Annotated in this window: 25 protein-coding genes; 11 read left to right on the forward strand and 14 right to left on the reverse strand. The window is 36.9% G+C overall.

Features of this window, described 5'->3' with window-relative positions; genetic code table 11:
• The first annotated feature begins 486 nt into the window (after window positions 1–486).
• The 4 genes from I3259_RS17130 to I3259_RS17145 all read left to right on the forward strand — a co-directional run bounded on the left by I3259_RS17130 (window position 487) and on the right by I3259_RS17145 (window position 6,376).
• Entirely contained in the window at window positions 487–2,628 is a 2,142-nt protein-coding gene (locus I3259_RS17130; RefSeq protein ID WP_238030939.1) for a TonB-dependent receptor plug domain-containing protein, read from the forward strand.
• A 9-nt stretch (window positions 2,629–2,637) separates the two neighbouring features.
• Window positions 2,638–3,255, forward strand: a complete 618-nt coding sequence (locus I3259_RS17135) for a YfiR family protein (RefSeq protein ID WP_238030940.1) — start codon at window positions 2,638–2,640, stop codon at window positions 3,253–3,255.
• Window positions 3,245–5,251 (forward strand): diguanylate cyclase, encoded by a 2,007-nt coding sequence (locus tag I3259_RS17140; RefSeq protein ID WP_238030941.1) that lies wholly within the window; start codon window positions 3,245–3,247, stop codon window positions 5,249–5,251. Before I3259_RS17135 ends, I3259_RS17140 begins: the two co-directional genes overlap by 11 nt.
• A 735-nt stretch (window positions 5,252–5,986) precedes the next feature.
• On the forward strand, window positions 5,987–6,376 hold the full coding sequence (locus tag I3259_RS17145) for a hypothetical protein (protein WP_238030942.1): 390 nt from the start codon (window positions 5,987–5,989) through the stop codon (window positions 6,374–6,376).
• Window positions 6,377–6,440: 64 nt separating this feature from the next.
• On the opposite strand, the gene I3259_RS17150 is transcribed toward I3259_RS17145, so the two are convergent.
• The 6 genes from I3259_RS17150 to I3259_RS17175 all read right to left on the reverse strand — a co-directional run bounded on the left by I3259_RS17150 (window position 6,441) and on the right by I3259_RS17175 (window position 12,599).
• Window positions 6,441–7,187: an ABC transporter ATP-binding protein gene (locus tag I3259_RS17150; protein WP_238030943.1), complete on the reverse strand. Its 747-nt coding sequence runs from the start codon at window positions 7,185–7,187 to the stop codon at window positions 6,441–6,443.
• A gap of 1 nt (window position 7,188) precedes the next feature.
• Window positions 7,189–8,463, reverse strand: a complete 1,275-nt coding sequence (locus tag I3259_RS17155) for an ABC transporter permease (RefSeq protein ID WP_238030944.1) — start codon at window positions 8,461–8,463, stop codon at window positions 7,189–7,191.
• A 2-nt stretch (window positions 8,464–8,465) separates the two neighbouring features.
• Complete coding sequence (locus I3259_RS17160) at window positions 8,466–9,680, reverse strand: ABC transporter permease (RefSeq protein WP_238030945.1); 1,215 nt, start codon at window positions 9,678–9,680, stop codon at window positions 8,466–8,468.
• Entirely contained in the window at window positions 9,677–10,951 is a 1,275-nt protein-coding gene (locus I3259_RS17165; protein ID WP_238030946.1) for a TolC family protein, read from the reverse strand. The genes I3259_RS17160 and I3259_RS17165 overlap by 4 nt, the downstream gene beginning before the upstream one ends.
• Window positions 10,951–12,084 carry an efflux RND transporter periplasmic adaptor subunit gene (locus I3259_RS17170; RefSeq protein ID WP_238030947.1) on the reverse strand — a complete coding sequence of 378 codons (1,134 nt, stop codon included), beginning with the start codon at window positions 12,082–12,084 and terminating at the stop codon, window positions 10,951–10,953. The genes I3259_RS17165 and I3259_RS17170 overlap by 1 nt, the downstream gene beginning before the upstream one ends.
• 266 nt (window positions 12,085–12,350) lie before the next feature.
• A complete protein-coding gene (locus I3259_RS17175) occupies window positions 12,351–12,599 on the reverse strand; it encodes a hypothetical protein (protein ID WP_238030948.1) in 249 nt (82 codons plus the stop codon).
• A 566-nt stretch (window positions 12,600–13,165) separates the two neighbouring features.
• On the opposite strand from I3259_RS17175, the gene I3259_RS17180 reads away from it, so the two are divergent.
• From I3259_RS17180 to I3259_RS17190, 3 genes are read left to right on the forward strand one after another with little or no spacing between them, the layout of a single operon-like run.
• Window positions 13,166–14,017 carry a DMT family transporter gene (locus I3259_RS17180; RefSeq protein WP_238030949.1) on the forward strand — a complete coding sequence of 284 codons (852 nt, stop codon included), beginning with the start codon at window positions 13,166–13,168 and terminating at the stop codon, window positions 14,015–14,017.
• A complete protein-coding gene (locus I3259_RS17185) occupies window positions 14,017–14,604 on the forward strand; it encodes a hypothetical protein (protein WP_238030950.1) in 588 nt (195 codons plus the stop codon). The genes I3259_RS17180 and I3259_RS17185 overlap by 1 nt, the downstream gene beginning before the upstream one ends.
• Window positions 14,605–14,633: 29 nt before the next feature.
• Complete coding sequence (locus I3259_RS17190; RefSeq protein WP_238030951.1) at window positions 14,634–15,116, forward strand: rod shape-determining protein; 483 nt, start codon at window positions 14,634–14,636, stop codon at window positions 15,114–15,116.
• 2 nt (window positions 15,117–15,118) lie between these two features.
• On the opposite strand, the gene I3259_RS17195 is transcribed toward I3259_RS17190, so the two are convergent.
• From I3259_RS17195 to I3259_RS17220, 6 genes are all read right to left on the reverse strand, one after another.
• Window positions 15,119–15,781 carry a DNA alkylation repair protein gene (locus I3259_RS17195; RefSeq protein WP_238030952.1) on the reverse strand — a complete coding sequence of 221 codons (663 nt, stop codon included), beginning with the start codon at window positions 15,779–15,781 and terminating at the stop codon, window positions 15,119–15,121.
• 34 nt (window positions 15,782–15,815) lie between these two features.
• The gene (locus I3259_RS17200) at window positions 15,816–16,394 is read right to left on the reverse strand and encodes a DJ-1/PfpI family protein (RefSeq protein ID WP_238030953.1); all 579 of its coding nucleotides are present in this window, start codon (window positions 16,392–16,394) and stop codon (window positions 15,816–15,818) included.
• 257 nt (window positions 16,395–16,651) lie between these two features.
• On the reverse strand, window positions 16,652–16,969 hold the full coding sequence (locus I3259_RS17205) for a fumarate hydratase (protein ID WP_238030954.1): 318 nt from the start codon (window positions 16,967–16,969) through the stop codon (window positions 16,652–16,654).
• Between the two features lie 180 nt (window positions 16,970–17,149).
• Window positions 17,150–17,455 carry a DUF3861 domain-containing protein gene (locus I3259_RS17210; protein ID WP_238030955.1) on the reverse strand — a complete coding sequence of 102 codons (306 nt, stop codon included), beginning with the start codon at window positions 17,453–17,455 and terminating at the stop codon, window positions 17,150–17,152.
• A gap of 235 nt (window positions 17,456–17,690) precedes the next feature.
• Window positions 17,691–19,073, reverse strand: a complete 1,383-nt coding sequence (locus I3259_RS17215) for a class II fumarate hydratase (protein WP_238030956.1) — start codon at window positions 19,071–19,073, stop codon at window positions 17,691–17,693.
• A gap of 35 nt (window positions 19,074–19,108) precedes the next feature.
• Window positions 19,109–19,468 carry a hypothetical protein gene (locus tag I3259_RS17220; protein ID WP_238030957.1) on the reverse strand — a complete coding sequence of 120 codons (360 nt, stop codon included), beginning with the start codon at window positions 19,466–19,468 and terminating at the stop codon, window positions 19,109–19,111.
• Between the two features lie 159 nt (window positions 19,469–19,627).
• Here I3259_RS17220 and I3259_RS17225 point away from each other — a divergent pair, with 159 nt between their 5' ends.
• Both I3259_RS17225 and ykgO read left to right on the forward strand, forming a co-directional pair.
• Window positions 19,628–19,885: a type B 50S ribosomal protein L31 gene (locus tag I3259_RS17225; protein WP_238030958.1), complete on the forward strand. Its 258-nt coding sequence runs from the start codon at window positions 19,628–19,630 to the stop codon at window positions 19,883–19,885.
• A 2-nt stretch (window positions 19,886–19,887) separates the two neighbouring features.
• Window positions 19,888–20,031, forward strand: coding sequence for a type B 50S ribosomal protein L36 (ykgO, locus tag I3259_RS17230; protein ID WP_005365863.1), 144 nt, complete (start codon window positions 19,888–19,890; stop codon window positions 20,029–20,031).
• Between the two features lie 108 nt (window positions 20,032–20,139).
• On the opposite strand, the gene I3259_RS17235 is transcribed toward ykgO, so the two are convergent.
• Window positions 20,140–20,415: a nitrogenase-stabilizing/protective protein NifW gene (locus tag I3259_RS17235; RefSeq protein ID WP_238030959.1), complete on the reverse strand. Its 276-nt coding sequence runs from the start codon at window positions 20,413–20,415 to the stop codon at window positions 20,140–20,142.
• A gap of 150 nt (window positions 20,416–20,565) precedes the next feature.
• Here I3259_RS17235 and I3259_RS17240 point away from each other — a divergent pair, with 150 nt between their 5' ends.
• Complete coding sequence (locus I3259_RS17240) at window positions 20,566–21,210, forward strand: LysE family transporter (protein ID WP_238030960.1); 645 nt, start codon at window positions 20,566–20,568, stop codon at window positions 21,208–21,210.
• A gap of 182 nt (window positions 21,211–21,392) precedes the next feature.
• Here the strand turns inward: I3259_RS17240 and I3259_RS17245 are convergent, their stop codons facing one another.
• A complete protein-coding gene (locus I3259_RS17245) occupies window positions 21,393–21,869 on the reverse strand; it encodes a DM13 domain-containing protein (RefSeq protein ID WP_238030961.1) in 477 nt (158 codons plus the stop codon).
• Window positions 21,870–22,186: 317 nt separating this feature from the next.
• Between I3259_RS17245 and I3259_RS17250 the strand changes: the two genes are divergently transcribed.
• The gene (locus I3259_RS17250; protein ID WP_238030962.1) at window positions 22,187–22,828 is read left to right on the forward strand and encodes a DUF3313 family protein; all 642 of its coding nucleotides are present in this window, start codon (window positions 22,187–22,189) and stop codon (window positions 22,826–22,828) included.
• Window positions 22,829–22,890: the final 62 nt, after the last annotated feature.

The raw sequence follows: 22,890 nt of genomic DNA on the forward strand, positions 1-22,890 counted from the left end.
GCTATGCGACTAGGCCTTCAAGAAAACGTGAATTATCTTAATTCACATGCATTAGCCATAGTGCTCCTTTTTTATTAAGTAGATCATTTAATAAGAATAATAAAAGAATGTTGATTCGTCATGTATTAGATTTATTTACCGATAACACTGTTAGTTTATTGTTATTTCTGTGGATAATAATGTGTCTGAGTGTTAAGTAAGTCGACTTATTTACATTTAGTTAAGAAAAAGTATATTCTTATTTGGAATTATTAAGGTAACAAAATATTAATGATTATGATAGTAAATGTATATAGGCGTTATTAATACGGGCTTGTTGTTTTTTTATTTATCTAATTGTTTTCTTAGTAACTATTAAAGAATATAAGCAAAGATATTTAATGCTTTATAGGTATTTTCTGGCTAGATTTAGTTGATCAATTCTAATTATTAATAACCATAATTACTTTGTTAGAATTAGCTTGAGACTATTACTTTCAAATCATTATGAAAAATTACCTAAGTTATTCATCTGTTTTATTTTCAGCGCTATATTTTTCGTGTTATACCAATATTTCATTAGCATCTGAAATTGATGATCTAATGTCGATGGATTTAGATGATCTTACAACACAAAGTGTGACAGTAACAACGGCAGCCAAAAAAGAGCAATCATTGAGTGATGTGCCTGCCGCTGTGTATGTAATTACCAATGAACAAATTAAGCGTAGCGGTGTTCGTTCTATTGCAGAAGCCTTAGCTTTGGCGCCAGGAATACAGGTCACTAAGATCAGTGAATTTAACTGGCAAGTATCCTTGCGTGGTTTAAACGAAACCTTGTTTAATAAACTATTGGTGATGGTTGATGGGCGCAGTGTATTTAGCCCTTTAATGTCAGGTACCTTTTGGCACACGATTGACACCATTTTAGAAGATATTGATCGTATTGAAATTTTACGTGGTTCTGCAGGGACGATGTGGGGAGGCAATGCAACTAATGGTGTAATTAATATCATTACCAAAAATAGTAATGAAACCCTCGGTCAGTTTTTTGAAGTAGGTGTGGGTGAATATAACTATAAAGAAGCCAGTTATCGTAACGGTTTTCAAATCAATGACATGACGACAGCAAGGTTGTCAGTAAAGGGGGTTCAATCTGATTATTATTCATTTAATGACGATGAGTGGAATAATTATAATATCAACTTTCGTACGGATTATGTCGAAGACGATCGCTTCTTAACGTGGCAGGTTGGTGGTCATCATACCAAGTCAGAGCATTCAGAATGGTATCGTTATTACGTTTTAGAGCAGCCTATTTACCCTAATTACCCAATGAGTGCTGTAATTGGTTATCAAACAGGATTAGAAGATTTCTCACGCGGTTTTTATAGTAACTTAAACTTGGGAAAAACAGTTGATGATACTCACTATGAAGCCACATTGTGGGTTGATAGTAATTCAAGAACAGAACCAACAGCGAATGGTGAATACGACACTTTTAATGCTGATGTACTAATAATCAAGCAAGTCAATGAGCATAATGAACTGACATTAGGCTTAGGTACGCGTTTTACTAAAGTAAAAGTACCAGAATTAAAAGAAGATTTTTATCTCAACATGGAGCCATTGCATCGCACAAGTCAACAGCGTACACAACGCGAGCGAATTTATAATGCGTACTCGCAATTAGAAACACAACTGACAGATAAATTAACGTCAAGTTTAGGGGTTAAAGTCGAGCATTTTACTCGAAATAATACGACAGAATTACAACCTCAAGCCCGATTGTTATATCGTGCTTCTGATAACCATCAATTATGGACAGGGGTTGGTCGAGCTGTTGTTACTCCTTCCGCTGTTGATTCTACTACGGATATATATGCATTAGGCGCCGTGGTTGCGCCATTCCCTAACTGTGATGTATCAAATCCAAGCTGTTATACCCAATACCCGATGCTTTCGTTGACTTCAGGAAATCCAAGTATGGATAATGAATCTGTTATAACGTGGGATGTGGGTTATCGTGGGAAAATTTCAGAAACATTTTCAGTTGATACAACATTTTTCTTTAGTCAGTATGAAAACTTACGGATGTTAGATAATGGGCAGTGGCTGTGTCGCTATGGCGTTTGTTCAGATGGATCTGTAGAGCCTGGACAAATTGCAATTCATGAATTTAATTACGTTGATGCATTAGACGCCCAGAGTTACGGTGCTGAATTAACATTTTTTTGGCAACCAACACAAAAAATAAACATGAATGCATCGTATAGTTATATTGATACACAAGCTCAATGTAACTCTAAATATATGTCATGTAATACATATGATAATGGTGGCTATAAAGGGTTGTATAATCATCAGCCAAAACATTACGCTTCGTTACAAATGATGTGGACTATTAACTCTCAATGGCAAATTGATGGCTGGCTAAAACATAAAGGTTCTGTATCATCGCCAATTGATTTTTATAAAGCGCCAGAGATAACCACGTTAGATATGCGCGTGGCGTGGCAATACAATCAAACCTGGCCACTGGTTGAGTTTGTTGTTGATGGGTTAGGTAGTTCAACGTATCAAGATTTACCGAATAAAGCACCATTAGAAGAAACAGCGTTTTTACGTTTTTCATGGACAAAATTGTAATGAGGCTGAATGCCAAGTAGTAATTGCCCCCTGAGTAAATCACTATTGAATAAAATGATAGGTCTTATTTATAAGTCCTATCATTTTTGTCGTCTGTATTTTATATATGCAGTTGTTACTTTGTTGATTTGTGCTTATACCATTGCAAATAAAACTTATGCTAATAACGTTGCTGACTATGAAATATCTGCGGTTTATATTTATCGCTTTTCTCAGTTTGTGACTTGGCCGGAAGGCAATACGACATTAACGTATTGCACGTTAGGTACCGATAATATCGCTTTAACATTAAGTCGTTTGTTGAAAGCTAAAAACAATAAGATTGTTACGCTTACGAGTATTAGCCAACTTGCCCAGTGTCAAATCGCCTATATTTCTCGCCAGAAAGGAGTGGGGTTAACTCAAATCCCCATTGAGAGAGGCGTGTTAACGATTGGCACTGGTGACTCATTTTTAGAAAAAGGCGGGATTATTGAATTACGTTCAGTCAATAATAAAGTTCGTCCAGTTATTGCGTTATCGAGTGCTAAAAAATCAGAGTTAACAATAAGCTCTAAATTATTAAAAATTGCTATACTTCCTTCTCTAAATAGTGAACAACAGGGAGGAGACAATCATGCGCAATAATTGGATGAATTCTTTGTCTCTTAATCAACGTTTGTATTTACCGTTGGTATTCTTCGTTGTTGTACTTTTTATCGTGTTTCAAACGCTAAGTTCTTATAAATACATAGAAAGTGAAAAGTTAAATTTAGTTAATCGAATTACGATTTTAAGTACGGGTATTGGTACTAATTTAACCGCAGCAATTCAGTTTGATGATGCGATTACAGGACAAGAGATCTTATCTGCCTTTTCTGCTGATCCTATGATAGTTTCAGTCTCTGTATTAACTGAGGCTGATACTATTTTTGCTGATTTTAACAATATAAATAAATCACAGACACCAGTTGATGAGTTAGAAAAATTAGCGGTTAAAGAACTGGGACATGTTTTTAGCGAGCAGTATTTATACATGTTGGTACCTATCTATTTTGATGGAATCGAACTTGCAAAGATGAGTATTGTTGTGTCACTTGATGGGTTACATGCACTCAAATTATCTCAGCTAGAAATCAGTCTTTACTTGTTAGTAATTTTAGTGCTTTTGAGTAGCTTTATTATTCATCGCTTACGACATTGGATGATTAGCCCTATTCGTCAACTAAATGATGCGATGATTAATGTTATTCATTTTAATCAAACCGAGACTGTGCAGCAGCAAGCGAACTCCAAAGATGAAGTTAGTGAGTTGATTGACTGTTTTAATACAATGATTATTAAGTTAAATCAGCGTGAATCTAAAATAAAACACACTATTTCTCAGTTGGAATATGAGAAAGCTTTCGCCGATGATGTGATCAGTACAGTACAGCATGCGCTGTTAGTTGTTGATCATTCTGGGCATGTTATTTTAGCGAATGAGAGCTGTTTGAAATTATTTAATTATTCGCCACAAGCGCTACAATCTAAGCATATTTCTGATGTGATTAAACCGTTAGAATCTGAACGATTTCAACAGGCTTTACAATATGCTTTACTTGGCAATAAACAGTTTAGTCATGATTTGATTAAAGCGGTGAGTGCAAAGGGAACGGCAATATATCAAGTTGTGAGTCACCCCTTGTCACATAAACATCAAACGCTATTTGCACTTGAAGATGTTACTGAAAAGAGTTTGGCTGAACGTCAGCAACAATTAGCAGCAAAGATCTTTGAAGATAGTAGTGAAGCTATTTTATTACTAGATAGTAAGGGCCATATTGAAACGGTAAATCGTGCACTGTGCCAGTTGATTGGCCTTAAACGTTCGAAAGTCATTGGTAAATATTATCGTTCGGTACTGACTAAAACTGATAGTCTACCGACGAAGAAAGAGTTATTTATGGCGCTGTCACTTCATCAGCAATGGCAGGGTGAATGCTCAATTTTTAATAGTCAACGTAATTTGTCTATCCCACTGCATTTAAAAGTTAACCAAATTATAGATAGTGAAACGCAAGATAGACAAGTTGTTGTGTTAGCTACAGATTTAAGTTCATTAAAAGAGGCACAACGTCTTGCTCATATTACTCAGCATGATGCGCTAACCTGTTTACCAAATCGTGAATTTCTGCATCGTTATTTAATGGAGAAACTTACGGCTCCTAGAATGGATGTTATGGCGGTGCTGTTTATCGATTTAGACGGTTTTAAGTTTGTGAATGACACTTATGGTCATGAAATTGGCGATCAGGTGTTACAAATTGTAGCGAAGAGATTGATAATGAGTGTGCGACAAAATGACATTGTTACCCGTTTAGCAGGGGATGAATTTGTTGCTGTATTGAACCCTGTTAAGAGTCGTGAGCCGATCATGAATATAGCTTCACGGATTATTGGTAATATTTCGCAGTCGATTAATATTAAGGGATACACAATTCATGTGGGAGCGAGTATAGGTTGCTACTACATTGAGCCGACAGATGTGACTGGTATTGATAGTGTATTGCACTGTGCGGATATGGCGATGTATCAATCAAAGATGCAAGGTAAAGGGCGTGTCACTGAGTTTAATCAGCTCAAAACTGTTGCATCTGCTTAATAAATATTAAAAACGGTATCATTCGCTTTAAATGGTACAAAAAGAGAGGGCGCAACTTTCGTTGCGCCCTTAGGTCTTACTTGTAGCAATCCCGCTACTATGGTGCTCCTTGCTTCATTCCTTTGACTGCTGTAATCCTTCAGCATAATCCTTTTTACTTCTTCCTGAAGTTGTTCCAATGGCTTCAATAACCCGTTATAACATCCTGTTATAACTCTCATCTCTTTCCTTAGAGGTGTCCTTTACTTCTTCTTGAAGTGTCCTTGTCATCCTGACTGGTAAATATCCTATTTACCTTTACTGCTTCCTGCAGTGTCCTTACAGTCCTTGTTTGATAAACCATCCTAGTTCATCACATCTCATCCTGAGATTACCAACGTCCTTGGTTCCAATCCTGTTCCTGTTGCCAGTTCCTTCTGACACCACTAATAATAGGTAAAAGTAGAAATAGAATATAGATATACAGTAGAAAATACTTTTTGCTGTACCTATTTGTTATTTTTATATTTCAATTTTATACCTTAAAAAACAAATAATTATATTTATAGTGTGGATGTGACATTCAAACTGAAAGGTGTTTGTCTTAGTAATTTGTAAGAGATCTCTTACAAATTACTAAGCAAAAGAGAGTGTGATTGAAATGATAAATGTTTGAGTTGTGTTAAATTTTACGGTATGTAAAGTTTCGCTTTTTTGATGTGGTAAAGTTAAATTACATTGAAAGGGGAAAGATTCATGACAAAAATTCTGTTGCTGGTGGGGTTATTGGTTAGTTCACATGCAATGGCAAATGATCAGGCTTTGTATAACACATTGGCGAAAATTGTGTATGTTGAGCATGGCATGGGGAAGGCGTGGGTGATTGTTGATGATATTCATTGCGATATTAAGCAACAAATAATGCAGTGTGATTATAAGGAAGGAACAGAGCAACGTACAATTAAAGAAGAACTGGCTCAACAGTTAGTCAATACACTACAGCCTTTTGTTGTTCTTGATAATAATGATCATAAAAACCTAAAACAACTTGCTATTAAAAATGCAAAATGTTTAAAAAAATCTGTTCAAAATAGTTCGGGTGAACCTAATGGTGATTACCAATACCAATGTATTATTGAAAAATAAGAAAAACCGAACCGTAATTAAATTTGAAAATAGCGAGCAAGGTGCTCGCTATTTTTGATTATGCTTAAATAACAGCTGATACGATAGGTGGTTTATAGCCTGTTTTTTTATCAGAAATTATTTGACCATCTTTGATTGTTATAATACGTGGCGTTCTTTCAGCTAGGCTGACATCGTGAGTGACGACAATGAAAGTTCTACCTTGCTGGTGTAAGTCATTAAATAGTGCTTCAATCTCCGCACCTGATTTAGAGTCTAGTGCGCCTGTTGGTTCATCGGCAAGAATGATTTGTGGATCATTAACTAGAGCCCTTGCAATCGCAACACGTTGTTTTTGACCGCCTGATAACTGATTTGGTTTGTGATGAATACGATCAGCGAGTCCTACTTGGGCTAATAAATCAGCTGCTTTTTCTCGACGCTCTTTTGTTTTAATACCTCGATACACTAAAGGTAGCGCAACATTATCTAATGCCGAGGCATATTCTAATAAGTTAAAACTCTGAAAAACAAAACCAATTTTGTGATTTCTGATTTTAGCAAGCTGATGGCTTGTCAGTGATGATACATCGTTATTATCCAGTAAATATTCTCCAGATGTCGGCTTATCTAAACATCCAAGCATATTCATAAGGGTGGATTTGCCAGAACCTGAAGGACCAAGAATTGATAAAAATTCACCAGAATTAATGGTCAGTGAGACATTATCTAATGCTTTTACTAAATTATTTTCTTCGCCATAGAACTTACAAATATGATTAAGCTCAACTAAAGCTGTGTGTGCTGGGGATTTGCCCAATGTATTTGTCATTTTATTCACTTTGTAATGCCTCTAATGGCGTAATACTTGCCGCTTTATTCGCAGGGAACCAAGCTGCAAGAATACCAACCAGAATTAATGCAGAAATTACGATTAACATAACCGGTAGTGACAGTTCAGGTTTTGGGCTACCTAAGCGACCATAAAAACCGGAATCTGAAATAGGGATAGCATCAATGATGCTGACGAGACCAAGCGTCATTAATAATCCGATAACCCCACCTATTGCCATAGTCATCATAGCTTGCACAATGTAATGTAAACGAATGTGACTAGGTGTTGCCCCTACTGCCATTCTAACTCCAATATCACGTGTTGCGCGTTTTACACTGGCATACATAACATTTGCAATACCGATTCCCGCGACGCCCAATGTGACAAAACCAATAATACCTAAGAAGCTTTGAAGCCCAAGTAAGAATGAACGCATGGTTTCTTGTTGTAACAGCATATCGTCAGTTTGAATGAGTTGTTCATCAGTAATATTGGCGTTGTATTTGCGTGCAATCACCTGACGTATGGTTTTTGCTAGTTGTTCGCGGTTTGCGGTTAGTTTTGGCTCTACATTAATACCTTGTATTGGGTCATTAGGATAAAAGCGCTGCCATGTTGCCATAGGGATTAATATGCTGTTTTCAGAAGCATTTCCCGATTCAATAGTGCGATCATCTTTTAGTACTCCAATCACGGTAAAATCTTCATCTCCAATTTTAAATTGTTTACCGACAGGATCACTGTCGAGCTTTACATCCTTATCCCAGTTAAAGGCTTCTTTGTTAAATAATAACGCGGCGGTTGTTTTACCTAAAATAGCAACTTTTCGCTGTTCTTTAGTATCGAGAGGGTTAAACCAGCGGCTGCCTTCCATTAACGTTAAGTCATTAAGCTTTTTGTAATTATTTTTAACTGCAATAGGAGACATAAATGCTTGGCGATCTTTATAATGAGCATTTTCTGCCCATGTGGCTGTTGCTGATACCATTTTTACTGTGGGCAGTGATTGAATAAGTTTTTGATCTTCAACCGTTAAATCAAGTGATTTACCTTTGTAAAAATTGCCATGATTAATGGATGCTACACCGCTAGAAACATAAATCAGATTGCCGTTTCCGCTCGTCGAACTGCGAATTAGCCCTTGACGTAAACCTTCACCTGCTGCAAGCATGGTACTAATGCAGACCGTTGACCAAACAATGGCAAGAATGGTAAGACTTAAGCGAAGCTTTTCTGCTGCCATTTCATGAAAAATTTGTTTAATGGGAAACATTTCTAAGCCCTCGCACTTAATGCAATCACTGGCGTTAAATGTGCCGCTCTGCGTGCAGGGAAAAACGCAGCTAATAAAGCGAGTACAGCTGTGATCATAAGAGTAACCACGATAGAGGTTGTCGTCATTACAGGATGACCTAACCAATCGGGTAATGAGAGAAGATTTAAGAGTTGAATGATGATGGTAGACACGGTGATACCGCAGAGGGCTCCGACCGTGACCAATACAGCACCTTCAACCATAAACTGCATCAAAATATGAGTAGGGGTTGCACCAATGGCAAGTCTTACACCTATCTCACGTGTTCGTTCTGCTACAGATAAAAACATGATATTAGCAACACCTAGAGCACCTACTGCGAGTGTCATTGCACCACTTGCACCTAAAAATAGCTGAATACCACGTAGGAGACTCGTGTAAAAATCAGCAAAACGGCTGTAGTCGGGCATTCGTACTGCCTGCTTATCGTCAGGGTCAAATTGATACTTTTTAGCGAAAAAGTTTTGCATTGCGGCTCGTAATGCAACGCTTGAAATGCCGTTTTCTGGTTGTACTAACAGATCAGATGGATTACTGAGCCATAAATCATTAAACGTTGTGCTTGGAATTAACGCGGCACGTTTAATTCTGGTAAGCCCACTACTTTCTGTCTTTTTTGAAATACCGATCACTTGAAACGGCACACCATTGATGTTGATGTTGTCGTTCAAACGAATATTTCCGCGTTTAGCAAGACGCCAGCCTATAATGGCAACACGGGTATGGTTTGCTAAATCACTCGGTGATATTTTACGAGAGCCTAGCTCTAAACGTGTGTTATTAAGCGCTAGAAAGTTATTATCAATGCCAAAGACAGTACCTTTTAATTGACTGCCTTCAATATCTGTTACTTGTGCTTTAGCATTAGCATATAAAACAGATACGCGCTTTATTTGGGGAACGTCAGACAGCGCACTGAGTTGATTTTCTGTCGCTGTAATTTTTCTTCTAGCAGGGTATCCTTGCCATGGCTTGCTGGTTTGCGCAAAAGAGACCTTTTGTGTGTCGCTCATGAGCATAGAAAACGATTTTAAGTTTTCACGATAAAACCCTTCACCTAATGCAACTAAGACTAAAACTGAAACGATACCCCAGACTATCGCAATAATGGCCAATGCACTTCTTAACCTATGGGTAAGCAGTGTTTGAACGGTTTGACTGAGCAATGTGATCATGGCATTAATGCCTGAGAAATTTGAGCGATAGTTTGATCATCGAGCTGACCTGCTAATTTCAATAATTCAATACGGTTTAACCAATATTGGTAGAGAAGTTGCTGTAACTCTTCTTTACTTCGATAAACTGTATCTTGGACGTTGATAACGTCTAATGCTGTAGTACCATCAGCTCCTGAGTTAAATAAAATCTCTTTTGTTTTCAGTGCTTTTTCGTCAGACTTGACTTTTTCCATCCCCATTTCAACGCGCTTCCAATCAAGGGCTAATTGGTTAAATCGTGTTTTCACATTGTTTTCTAGCTCAAGCTTTACTTTTCGTAATTGCTGTTTAGCAATTTGTAACTCGAGTTTTGATTGTGAAACTTTGGTTTTGATCGCGCCATTTAGATCAATTGGAATTGAAACACCAAGGCTAGCATTTAGCCCTTCGTTATTATTGTCAAAGTTATTATTGTAACCAACAGAACCGTTAACAGTAGGGTAGTACCCCGCTTGTGCTTGATCTACCGCCAGTTGTTGACGTTTTACATTTTGTTCTGCACTTAATAATTCAGGGCTGTTATCTTTTGCTTTGTTTAGCCATGCTTTTTCATCATTTACAGCAAGTGCAGGTTGGTGAAGATTTTGGCTATTGATTTCATTGACACGATCAGGTGTTTGGTTGATCACGATAGCGAGATTTGATTGTTTTTCAACTAGATCAGATTGTCGTTGCAAGACTGTGGTTTCAGTGCCAATGACATGTGCTTTAGCATCGTCAATCCCCGTCGACATGATTAAACCTGCTTTATAGCGTTGTTCCGTCAGAGATAATAACTGTTGGCTATCTTTATGTTGTTGCTCGGCAATCGTCAGTGAGCGTTGTGCTTGTGCTAAGCCAAAATAAGCTTGGATAAGCTTTTCTGCCAGTGTATTTTTTGCTTGTGTAATCGCAAGCTTTGCAATAACAACATCTACTTGTGATTGATCCAATGCAGTCCAGTTTTGGCTATTCCAAATTGATTGATTCAGCGAAATATTATAGCCATTATTGTTGCCGCTACCTTTAGTCCAACCCGTGCTTGCACCAGCTTGAAGGCTAGGAAGTAATGCACTTTTGCTTAGTGATACACCATATTGACTCTGACTTTCTTCAAGTTGTTTGATACGGTAATCAGGACTTGTGTGTTTTGCTGCTGTCCATGCTTGATCAATCGTTAATGCAAAGCTTTGAGTACATACTAAACCAAGTGAAAGACTTAACAGTGTGTTACGCCATAGCATTGTCATTATAAGCCCTCTACCATGCTAGCATCGATGATACTTTGTTTAGGTTCGATACCTGATAATACTTCGACATTTATGCCATCGGATAAGCCTAACTTCACGGGAACGTCTTTATAACCCTTGGCCGAGTCGTCTGCGATCAGTACGAAAGGATCGTTACCTTTAAAATACAGCGCACGCTCAGGTACCGTCATTACATCTTTTGCTTTTTTTAACGTGATATGCGCGGTTGCAGTAAAGCCAGATCGTAAGGTGATGTCCTTTGGAAAATCGATATCACTGACTTCAACTGCAAAGCCATTATCAAAACTTTGGGTTTGTTGGGTGTTGTTATTTTTGTCGTCATTTAGCTTTTCAGATTGCACCGCCACTTTTGTGAGTTTGCCTGCAATTTTTAAGTCAGGATAAGGCGCAAGTGTTAACTCAACAGGCATGCCTTCGGTTAGTTGTGCGGCGTCATGTTCACTCACTGAGCCTTTGAAGATGATATTCTTCATATCAGCCATGGTCATAATTTCAGTGGCTGCTTGGTTAGATACCGTAGAGGTGATTGGCTCACCGACATCGACTTTAACGTCTAACACGGTGCCGTTAATTGGAGCATAAATAATAGAGGTGAGTTTAGTTGATCCTGCATCGGATTCTCCCTTGCTCATTAGATCCAATTCTTGTTGCTTTTGTTTTAAATCTGCGGCTTTTGATTTTACATCCGCTTGAGCTTGAATGTATGAATCATAATTAGCGGGGATAATTTTTTGAGCCGCTAAACGTTGTAAATTCGTAAGTTTTATTTTAGCTGATTCTAAGTCGGCTTTACTTTTTAAGAGGTCAGCAGTGACACGCGTGAGCTCTTGAGGTGTTGGGTTTGGACGTAATTTTATAACGGGTGAACCTGCAACTACGTTATCACCGAGATTCACATAAATTTTATCTACAATACCTTCTATTTGAGATTTAATCTTTACCGCTTGAGCAGGCATGATTTGTCCAACCGCAATGGCTTGCTTCTCAATGGTTGCATTTTTAGCAGTCAGCATAGTGAAATGGTGTTCATCAGAAGAGGGAGCTTTAACTGCATAAATGCCTAAGGCTGCTATAGCACTTAGGGTTGAAACAACAATCCAGCGTTTTTTCATAGTAAGACTCTAATAGTGTAAATCGATAAAAAGCATTTTAAGTATGACAACTATGAATAGCAGAATTCATAATTTCAATGATTAATTTTAAAGAGAGATAAAGTAAAAGTGTTATTTAACTGTCAAGTTATTTGTCGGGTAAATAGGAAAGGCGTTTTTTAGGTTTTAAACAACGATAAGTGCTCGGGCTAGTTTCCAGAAAGGCAACACTTTATCTATATGAATAAAGTGCTGCTAATTGTATTTAATATTACGGTTATAACGATTTATAGCCCCATGTATGCCATCAGTTCACGTTTAATACGGTTATATTCACGATTAGTGACTTTTTGCGCTTGATAGTCAGTAGATTCTACTAGCCCGTCTTCAACGACTTCAATTTCAAGAAAAGGTAACTCATTACTATTGGTCATTAAGTATAAAGCGCGATTACCATCGATTTTATAATCAAGATCAAAAGCAACAATCGTTTCCATATTGATATAGATAGTATTTATCTTAAGAGCTTTTTTCATAACATCACCTATTAAAAATAAATGTTAAACATGATGTTTAAGCATTGAAATAAGCATATTCTTGATTATTTATCCTGTCTTTATTGAGTTATGCAAACATACCTTTTGCTATTGCATAATCGTCTATACGTAAAATGATAATGGGATTTTTTGTTACATGAAGATGTGTCGTACTTCGCCTTTATTTATATTCGAAAAGAAAGACATAATAAGAAGATATAAGATGAGAAATTTATTAAGTTTAGTTAATGAAAAAGTTTAATATAAGTCGAATAAACACTGATTTTGGAATATTTAACGTTATAGGCAACTACAATAAAAATTGTAAAGAACTAAAAATAAGTCAGCTATATCAGATGGGGACTGACGGTTGGTTTGAGCTAGATATGAATAGAGCACCATCTATGGTTAAAAAATTAGAACCTTTAATAATAAACCACATTAATTAAAGAGTTTTATGTTTCTTTTTAGTTGGTTCAGTTTGTTTATCTCTGGTGTTGGGTCTAAAACCTTGGTTTAGACTTTAAATCATAAATATCACTAGCATACAAAAAGGGTTAGCAGTGATGCAGTCAATATTATGGATGATGGGGGCACTTTGCTCGTTTTGTTTAATTGCTATAAGTGCTAGAGAGTTATCTGGTGATATCACTACCGCGCAGTTAATGGCACTGCGTAGTATTATAGGGTTAGGCATTATTAGCGCGATTATCTTATATTATCGTGATACCTGTTTATTTAAGACACAACGCTTGCGGTTACATGTGTTTCGCAATGTATTCCATTTTGCAGGTCAATATGGCTGGTTATTAGGGTTAACATTATTACCCTTGGCAGAAGTTTTTGCGATTGAGTTCACCGTACCTATTTGGACTGCAATTATTGCCACGTTGTTCTTAAACGAACGCTTTACCTCAAAGCGTTTTCTTTCTTTAATGCTAGGTTTTATTGGCGTACTTATTATTGTTCAGCCCGGTATTAAGATCATTAATAGTGCTTCGCTAATCGTGCTAGGGGCGGCGATGTGTTATGCCGTATCTCATGCTTCAACTAAATCACTTTCTACTTCAGATAAGCCGTTAACTATTCTGTTTTTCATGTGCTTAGTACAACTTCCGTTAGGGTTAATACTGGCTTATCAAGGTTGGCAATCACCCAATATTTTTGCGTGGGGGTGGATTATTTTAGTATCTGTTTCAGCACTATTAGCCCATTTCTGTATGACTAAAGCAATGCAATCTGCTGATGTAACCTTAGTGGTTATGATGGACTTTTTACGCTTACCATTAATTGCGCTCGTGGGTTTTTATGTTTATGAAGAAGGGATTGATTGGACTCTTTTCTTAGGAGCCAGCTTTATGCTGGTGGGTAATTTAATGAATGTGAGTTCACCTAGAAAAGAAATGGTGAATAGCTAATGTTGTCGTTATTAGTCTCTTTGGGTTATTACATGTTCATTATTATCAGTGGCTTATTATTTCTTGTTTTGACGCCGCCTACATTAGTGTATGCAGGTGCTTATAAGATGTTGTTAATGATGACAATATGTTCATGTATTATTCTTTTTTTGCTGTTCGTTTATTTTATCGTAACAAATGATACCTTTAGAAAAGATGCTTTTACTCGTATAACAAGGAAAGGCAATAAGATTTTCAGTATGGCACCCGTATTTTGTTTTTTTGTCCTTGCACCAGTATTGATTTATATGTTTTATATAAAAATGATCCCTAGTGTAATTACTGCCTTTCCTATTAATATTGGCTACCAAACTGTTGTCATTAAAGACCTTTCACAAGATAGAAGCCTAGATTGGTGTATTAAGCCTGAAGAGTTTACACAATTTATGAATAATAGTATTTGTGATATTCCCTCTGAAGTCGCGAGTAAATTATCATTAAATGATCGCATCATTTTAGTAGGGAGAAAAACGGATCTCAGTTTCGGCTATTATGCAATGGTCGTGACTAAACCTGAATTAGACACTCCCATTAAGCATTACTTTTAACAGCTTTTATTTAAGGATAGAGCAAGGCAATGTCGTTTTTACAAAAATTAAAATGCGATTTATTGGTTGAATTGAGCGTTAATCAGTTATCAGTTCAGATATTTCGAACGGGTGAAAGGGTAGACCTATCACCTTATATCGCGGTAGAAGGTAAGAAAAATAACGTACTAGCAGTCGGTGAGAAGGCAAAATATTTATCAGGTTCAAATATTATAGTACTTAATCCGTTTGATCATAAACGCTCGTTTGTCGGTGATTTTGCTTGCGCAGAAAAGCTGCTGCAATATGCTGTCCGTGAAGTATTAGGTAACAATAAGTTTGTGATAAGCCCACGTATTGTGATGCATCAATTAGAAAAAGTAGACGGTGGTCTCACTGATATTGAAGAGCGAGTGTTAAAAGAACTAGCGATGGGAGCTGGAGCAAGAGAGGTTTTAGTATACCATCATCAGGTTCGCATTCATGCTAAGCAAACTTCTTATACTACGATAAAAAAACAATTAAGCTCGTAGTCTTACAGTGCCATTAATTTTTGTTGTGTGGTTTTATCCAGTTTCTCTAATGCATAGCGAAAAGCAGTACGTGTCATCGTATTTCGATGTTGAGTTAAGTATTCAATTACAGTTTCAGGTTCGTGTTTAGACAATACTTTTAGCATCCAACCGTACCCTTTTTGCACCAAGTCGTGTTCATCATTCTGTAGCAAATTCGCCACGGTTAACGGGGATAAGTCGCTGTAGTCCTTTTTGTTCATGGGATAAATCAGGATCACTGCCGTAGCACGACGAACAGCAAAGTTATCATGGTTTACCCATGGCAAAATTTTAGGAAATAGTGCTTTATATTGCAGTAGTAACTCACCAAAAGCATGGGTACAAAAATCATCACAATCGTTCCAGTCAGTTACGTAGTTAAATAGCCAGTGTTGGAAGGTTGTAAAGGTTTCAGGTGTATATTGCTTCTTCATTTTAAATGCCCAATCGTAAGCAATAACACTACATGCCCAATCTCGTTGCTCTAGCAATGTTTCACACAGTGATAAAGGTGAGTTGTGCTCTTGGATTTTTAATTGTTTAAAAAGCGCAGCAGAGAGGACACGAACCTGACTGGTTTTAATGGTTTTGGCTGGATACCCTAATTCTGAAAGGGCATGTTTAATGGTTGAGATGATAGTCATAGCGTCCTGCTAATTGTCATTTGTTGTCAATATGTTAAGGATATTGTTGCCAATGGTATTCCATTTGATGCGCAACTTGTTCAGCAAGTACTAAACTGTGTAATTTTGATACGAGATATAAGCTCATATCTATTCCTGCTGATATTCCTCCGGATGTTACATATTTTCCATCACAAACCCATCTTTTGTTATCTATGACATTTAGGTTTGGGAAGGTTTCAATTAAAACGGGGATGTCTTCCCAGTGGGTAGTAACAAATAAATGGTTAAACAACTGGGCTTGCGCAAGTAAAAAAACGCCTGTGCAAACAGAAACAACATGTGTTGCAGTTGTATCAACATGCTTTATCCATGTTAATACTTCTATTTTCTTCATTTCTTCAGTATGAATACCACCGACAACAATGAGAACATCTATATGCGGGTGATCGTTAAAACTGTAATGGGGTAATACTTGCAGACCACCGCGTGCGATGACTGGATCGGACGTTTCAGCAATGAGAAATATATTCCAATCTTTTGCACGCAAGCGCTTAGCGGTACTAAATACTTCAAAAGGCCCAGAAAAGTCGAGAACTTCTGCATTCTCGTAAATATAAATACCTATATTCATTTTTGCTCCATGCATGAATGAGATGACGGTAGAAAGGAATAGATATAGTGTTTAGTAGATCTATCATAACGTGCAATATTACGGGAGGTAAGAGAGAAGATTGTGATGGGATATACATTCTGTAATGTTTTATGAAAGTAATGAATTACTTTATTATTAAGGCGTGTTTTATCGTTGATTAAGCGAATAATCGATGAAGTGTTAGCATGATGGTAATAATCATTTTTAACACTTCATAATGGGTGTCAAAACTGTATTTAATTAGTAACTTGTCCAATAAAAATAAATACAGCAATAATAGTTGGCATATAAGTGTATTTGAGAATTTGTTTAAACTTAAAGCTAGTTAAACGAGGCGCAAAGATACTAAATAAAATACTGACGTTACATAGAATAAAAAGCCCATAAGTTTTGATAGTCACATCGTTAACTTTTAATAATTTGATTTGCGCTAGAATTAATACCACATTAAGAACGATGCTAAAGATGCGAGCAATATTAAACTGTGCTTGTTGCATATCATTTTTTGAATTATTTTGTTCTGTTTTAGCAACGGTGTCTGCTGGTTGGTTCATGAATGTACATTCCTGAATGGTGACTTATAAAGAGGGCAAAGAAAGCCCAATAATGGCATGATAATCAGCCATAATTTTTCGATATTTTAACGAAAGAGAAATTTTGTGATACCCCTAATCATGGCTAATTTTTGCAATATCAGGTTGATAAATTAATGGCTAGTACATTGGCGATTCAGATCAGTGTTTAAGTTTATCTTTTACTGTGTTTTTTAGGTTAATCATGAAGTTTTTAAAGTGCGGCATAAAATCTGAAAACAAAGGGTGTTTATGATTTTTCATCATCGTTGTGCCTAATAAACGTATTCCTACTCCTATCTTTTTTGTTGTCTCCTCGGGTAAGTCAGTACCTTGTTTTAGATTCTCTATCAGTTTGAATAGATCTTCGCGATCTAGGTATTCAAAAGATAGAGATTGTGGGTTATCTGAATCCTGAGTTATTTCTTCAATGGTTATACGATATTGGTGATATTTTTTTGTATTCATAATTTTTCTCTGAGTTTTCAATTGATACTAATTGAATTATTTTTAAATAGTTATTATGTACTATGATGTAGGATAATTGAAATTAAAAAATAAAGAGCAATGATTAAAAATGTATTACCTGTTATTTAACAGTTGCTGTTAAATAACAGGTTGTTAGATCTTTTTAATGTTTATATAGAGGATATTAACGCAATAACAATCGCAAACATCATAATCAATTACACTTATTGTAACGCTATTTAGCAATGCCACCTTGAGTTAATTTTGCTGGATCGAGCAATTTTTGTAGCTCTTCACGACTAAGATCTGTTTCTTCTTCTGCAACATCAATAATTGCTCGTTGTTCTTTGTACGCTTTTTTAGCAATCTCAGCGGCTTTCAAATAACCAATAACGGGATTTAGTGCCGTGACCAGAATTGGGTTTTTCGCGAGTGCGGCTTGTAAGTTATCTTCACGAACTTTGAAGCTTAATATTGCTTTGTTAGCGAGTTGAACAGAGGTGTTTGTTAGTAGCTCTATACTCTGACTAATATTTAGAGCAATGACGGGAAGCATAACATTCAATTGAAAATTACCAGATTGACCAGCAATAGTGATAGTCGTATCGTTGCCCATCACTTGTGCTGCCACCATGGTTGCAGATTCTGGAATAACAGGGTTAACTTTACCAGGCATGATAGATGAACCTGGTTGTAAAGCTTGGAGCTCTATTTCTCCTAGTCCTGCAAGTGGGCCAGAATTCATCCATCGTAGATCGTTGGCGATCTTCATTATTGCGACAGCCGCTGTTTTTAGTTGTCCTGAGAGACTAACAATCGCATCTTGACTCGACATGTTATAAAAGAAATTGTCACTAGGTTTGAAAGATGATTTCGTTGTCGCAGAGAGATGTTTAGCAAATAAACCAGAGAAGGCCGGTACTGCATTGATGCCTGTTCCTACTGCTGTACCTCCTTGTGCTAAGGCTTTCACTTGCGGCAATGTTTGCTGTATTCCATTTGATGCTGCATCTATTTGATATTTCCAGCCACGGAGCTCCTGTGCCAAAGTGATTGGCATAGCATCCATTAAGTGTGTACGTCCTGTTTTAACTACATTTTCAAGTGTCTGTGCTTTTGACTCAATGGCTTGGCTTAAATACTGTAATGCAGGAATAAGCTCTTGCTCAGTAGCAAGCGATGCGCTAACGGCGATAGCGGTTGGAATAACATCATTACTACTTTGCCCCATATTGACGTGGTCATTTGGGTTTACTGTTTTGCCGAGTTTTTGTGATGCCAGTGTTGCAATCACTTCATTGGCATTCATGTTAGTGCTTGTTCCTGATCCCGTTTGGAATACATCGACTGGAAATTGCGTTAAATGCTGTCCATCAATGATTTCTTGGCAGGCAGAGATAATCGCATCAGCGAGGTCTGTTTCTAATAGTGCTAACTCGGCATTTGCCTTTGCGGCTGCTTGTTTGATTAATGCTAGTGCTTGAATGAATGTAGCTGGCATGGTTAACCCACTGATTGGAAAGTTATCAACAGCTCGCTGGGTTTGCGCTTGATAGAGTGCAGTTTCAGGTACTTGCACATCACCCATACTGTCTGTTTCTATGCGGTATGTAGTCATTAACCTTTCCTTTATAGATCATTGAGATATTGGATTTATTTAAGATCTTTTTGCAGTAATAAAAAGTGTTTATGGCCTGTTCTTGATTGATTGTAATAATGTTTTAGTGCAATTAGAGGCTCATGAATTTGGTTTAAACAGATCCTACGAAGTACTGGGCACTTTGTTGCATCATTGATGGTATTCAAAAGATTGTAAAAGAGACGGCGAAGAAAAAGCTCTTCTAATAATGGATTCGCAAAATCAGAGTCTTTTCTATACCAAGTCGCGAGGCTTAAACTTGATTGAATATAATTAGCAACAAGATCATGTTCTAACCCATTCATCATTTTGATGAATAAGAAAGAGATCTTCTGCTTTATAAAATGATTGGTATAAAAAGTGGTTTCAGTCATTATCCGCATCTCGATATAGATCTTATTGATAATCATTATCATTGGTTGTTTTGGAAATTATTTCAAGATTTAATTGCTACTGATAATTATTATCATCTATGTTGACCCTTATTGTTGCTATGTTATAACATAACAATAAAGCGTCAAGGGAGAGTAAAAATGAAAGAAGGTATACATCCAGAATATCGAACGGTGGCATTTCATGACACTGGTGAAGACAAGTACATAATGGTGGGTTCAACAATACAAACGTCAAGAACAGTTGAACTAGAGGGAGAAACATATCCTTATGTTACGTTAGATGTTTCTATGCATTCTCACCCGTTTTACACCGGTAAGCAGAAGATGACTAAACGTGATGGACGTGTTGCTCGATTTAATAAACAGTTTGCGATGACAGGGCTAAAAGGGGAATAACGATGCAGGTATTAAGCTCATTAAAAAGTGCAAAGAAGCGTAGTAAGGATTGCCAAGTCGTTAAACGTCGTGGTCGCCTTTATGTTATTTGTAAATCAAATCCAAGGTTTAAAGCAGTACAAGGCAAGGTAAAGAAGAAAAAGTAAGATAATGATAGTGAAAAGATGAATCCCAACCGGCTAGGGATTATCAATCATATTAAATATCGTATTGTATCTGAAGCCCATTACGAACGTGATGGGCTTTTTGTTTTATTATCGACGCTGACAACTGGTACATCCGCGACAAGCTTGTCTTGTTGATTTATCTAATAATGAGCGTTGTACACGGCAGTAAGCATTTTTCAATGCTCGGCGCCCTGAAAACCAATCATCAGGCTTTTCCATGATTAAATAACCACCAAAGCGTTTTACTAACGCCTCACGATTGGCATTGATAAATTGGCTGTCGTAGCTAATCTCAAAGTAATCAAGCGCCTGCTCAATAGAAGTAAAACTATTAATCGTGTTGAGAATGTCTGGTTTGGTCATGGTGCCGTCTCTCTATGGTGAAAGCGAAAGGTAACACAGAGGGAGGTTTATAGTTTTGATTTTGATCTGTGGTTGGAATTGTTAATAAATTGTTTGTTTATTAATCGTTTTTAACTATGGTAGGAGGACGAAAAGAGAAAGGATACTAAAATGGAATTGTTATTTACGACTTACCTAACAGAATTAATAGCCGTTGTTACTATTACGATTTTAACCATTATTACACCGGGACCTGACTTCCTGATTGTGGTTAGAAATAGCCTCGTTCATTCAACGCGCTCTGGTATTCTCACTGCATTAGGTGTTGCTGCTGCGATTTGGGTACATATCTTTTATACCTTAGCAGGGATTGGCGTATTACTTTCACAATCCATTGTGCTCTTTTCTATCGTTAAATACCTTGGTGCTGCCTATCTGCTTTATATTGGTTACAAAAGTCTAAAAAGCACAGCGAAGGCAACATTAGAAAATGGTGATTTTAAAAAGCAAGATATTAGTGCTATTTCGGCTTTTAAAATGGGTTTCTTAAACAATATGTTAAACCCTAAAGCGACGTTATTCTTCCTGAGTTTATTTACTCAGCTAGTCAGTGCTTCGACACCTATCGCTATTCAAATTACTTATGGTGCCATTGTGTCGATAACGTGTTTTGTGTGGTTCTCGCTAGTCGCTGTGTTCTTAAACCGCAGTTACATTAAAAATGCTTTCCTATCGGCACAACAGTATATTGAAAAAGTGATGGGGGCGGTGTTAATGGCTTTAGGAGCAAAGGTAGCGTTATCAAGTTCTAATTAATATCGGTTTGCCTTGAGATAAAAGAAAGCGATCGGAGGATCGCTTTTTTGATCATATTAAATATAAATGCTCAGCAAGTGTCTGCTGAAATTAATAACATTTGCTGTGAGAGTGGTGTGCTTAAGGTTATTGTATTTTATCTAATAAGTGATTTTCTCGTCAAAATGTAGCTGTACTCAATGTTACTGGTACTTAGCCGAAGTAATAAATTGCCCAAAAGACTCACACCACACGATCACGGTATCGTATTTGGCTATATCAATGTTCTGAGGCACATTCACAACGAAATTATTAAAAGTTTTTACGTTTCCTACCAACACCATGTTGGTATTTTCTTGGTTAAATTCTGTTTCGGTTTCTACAAATCTAGGTGATAGGTATAGTTTATAATCAGGGTCCGGTGCGAGTTTTCCCATTAATGTTATTTTTGTTGGTGAAATTGAGACTTTTCCTTCTCCCCAATGAAGAAAATCACTACCAGCTAAATCTTTTCTAAATTCTCCAGAATACTGTGCTTGTGTCGAAAGGTGGGAGACTTCCGATGGTGTAGGCGCTGTCGGTGCCGTCAAAATAGGCAGTAAATAAATCCCAAGCGCAATACCTAATGTTCCTGCCAGCAAGTGAGTAATGAGAAGCGTGATTGTCTTTTGGAAAATCATAGTTTGCCTAAGTTAAAGATAGGTTTGTATAGGTATTGCTTAAAATCTATATAACTTCAAGTTGTTATTACCTTATTTCTAATAAAACTCATTGCTATGAGGCTACATAACAACATTTATGAGTTACATAACATCATTATTTTGCAGCTTTATTGATAAAGGTGATTTCATCTCATTTCTATCTTAAGACTAATATGGGCACTGCAATAAAATGATTGAGTAATGCATTGCTGTTAAAAACAGGTTGATACAAAGATTTACACTCACACACAAATACAGTATGGTGTTCTGTATGGTTAAAAGTGAAGGTGGGTGAGATGGTGTTGATAAAGTGGTGCTTGGTATTTATTGTTATTAGTTTACAAACAGGATGTGCGTTTTTTCCTCGTGATGTTGCAATTAATGTTGAAGGTAAAAGTACTTTGCATTTAACTCCACAAGATTACGACAAACTGTATATTTCTCCTGTTCAGGTAACACAAGCCAATGATCGTCAAGTCTCTAAGCGTATTGTGAACCGCCTAGAACGCTCAATTCATGATGATTTGCATACCAAGTTTTCAGATAGCATCAAAGTGGTGGAGTCAGTCGGCGATCGAACTCTACAGCTTGATGTCACGTTAGCAAAAGTACATACCTCATTAGAAAATATGAGTATTGGAGAGTTGTTTCCGTACCGAGCAGCATTAGAAGGAATGATTTTAGTACTGGGTGAGCGTGATAGAGATGTGCATATTGCAGCAAAATACCACTTAAAAGATGCGAACACTCAAAAGTTACTCGCAGAAAGAGAAACCTTGTTTACTTTAGAGGCGGTACTTGAAAACGATGAAGCACATTTGCAATATCATGAGTTACAGTCGCTTAAACCTAAGATCCAGCAAGATATTGTGTTATTTGCCACTCAAGTGGCGGCAAGTCATATCAATCTACAAAATACAGATGGTAAAACGCCCTAATTAATAGGTAATGCATGTGAATTAAGATAATTCACGTTTTCTTGAAGGCCTAGTCGCATAGC

It is taken from the genome of Photobacterium sp. Ph5 (genome assembly GCF_022129445.1).
GTDB lineage: Bacteria > Pseudomonadota > Gammaproteobacteria > Enterobacterales > Vibrionaceae > Photobacterium.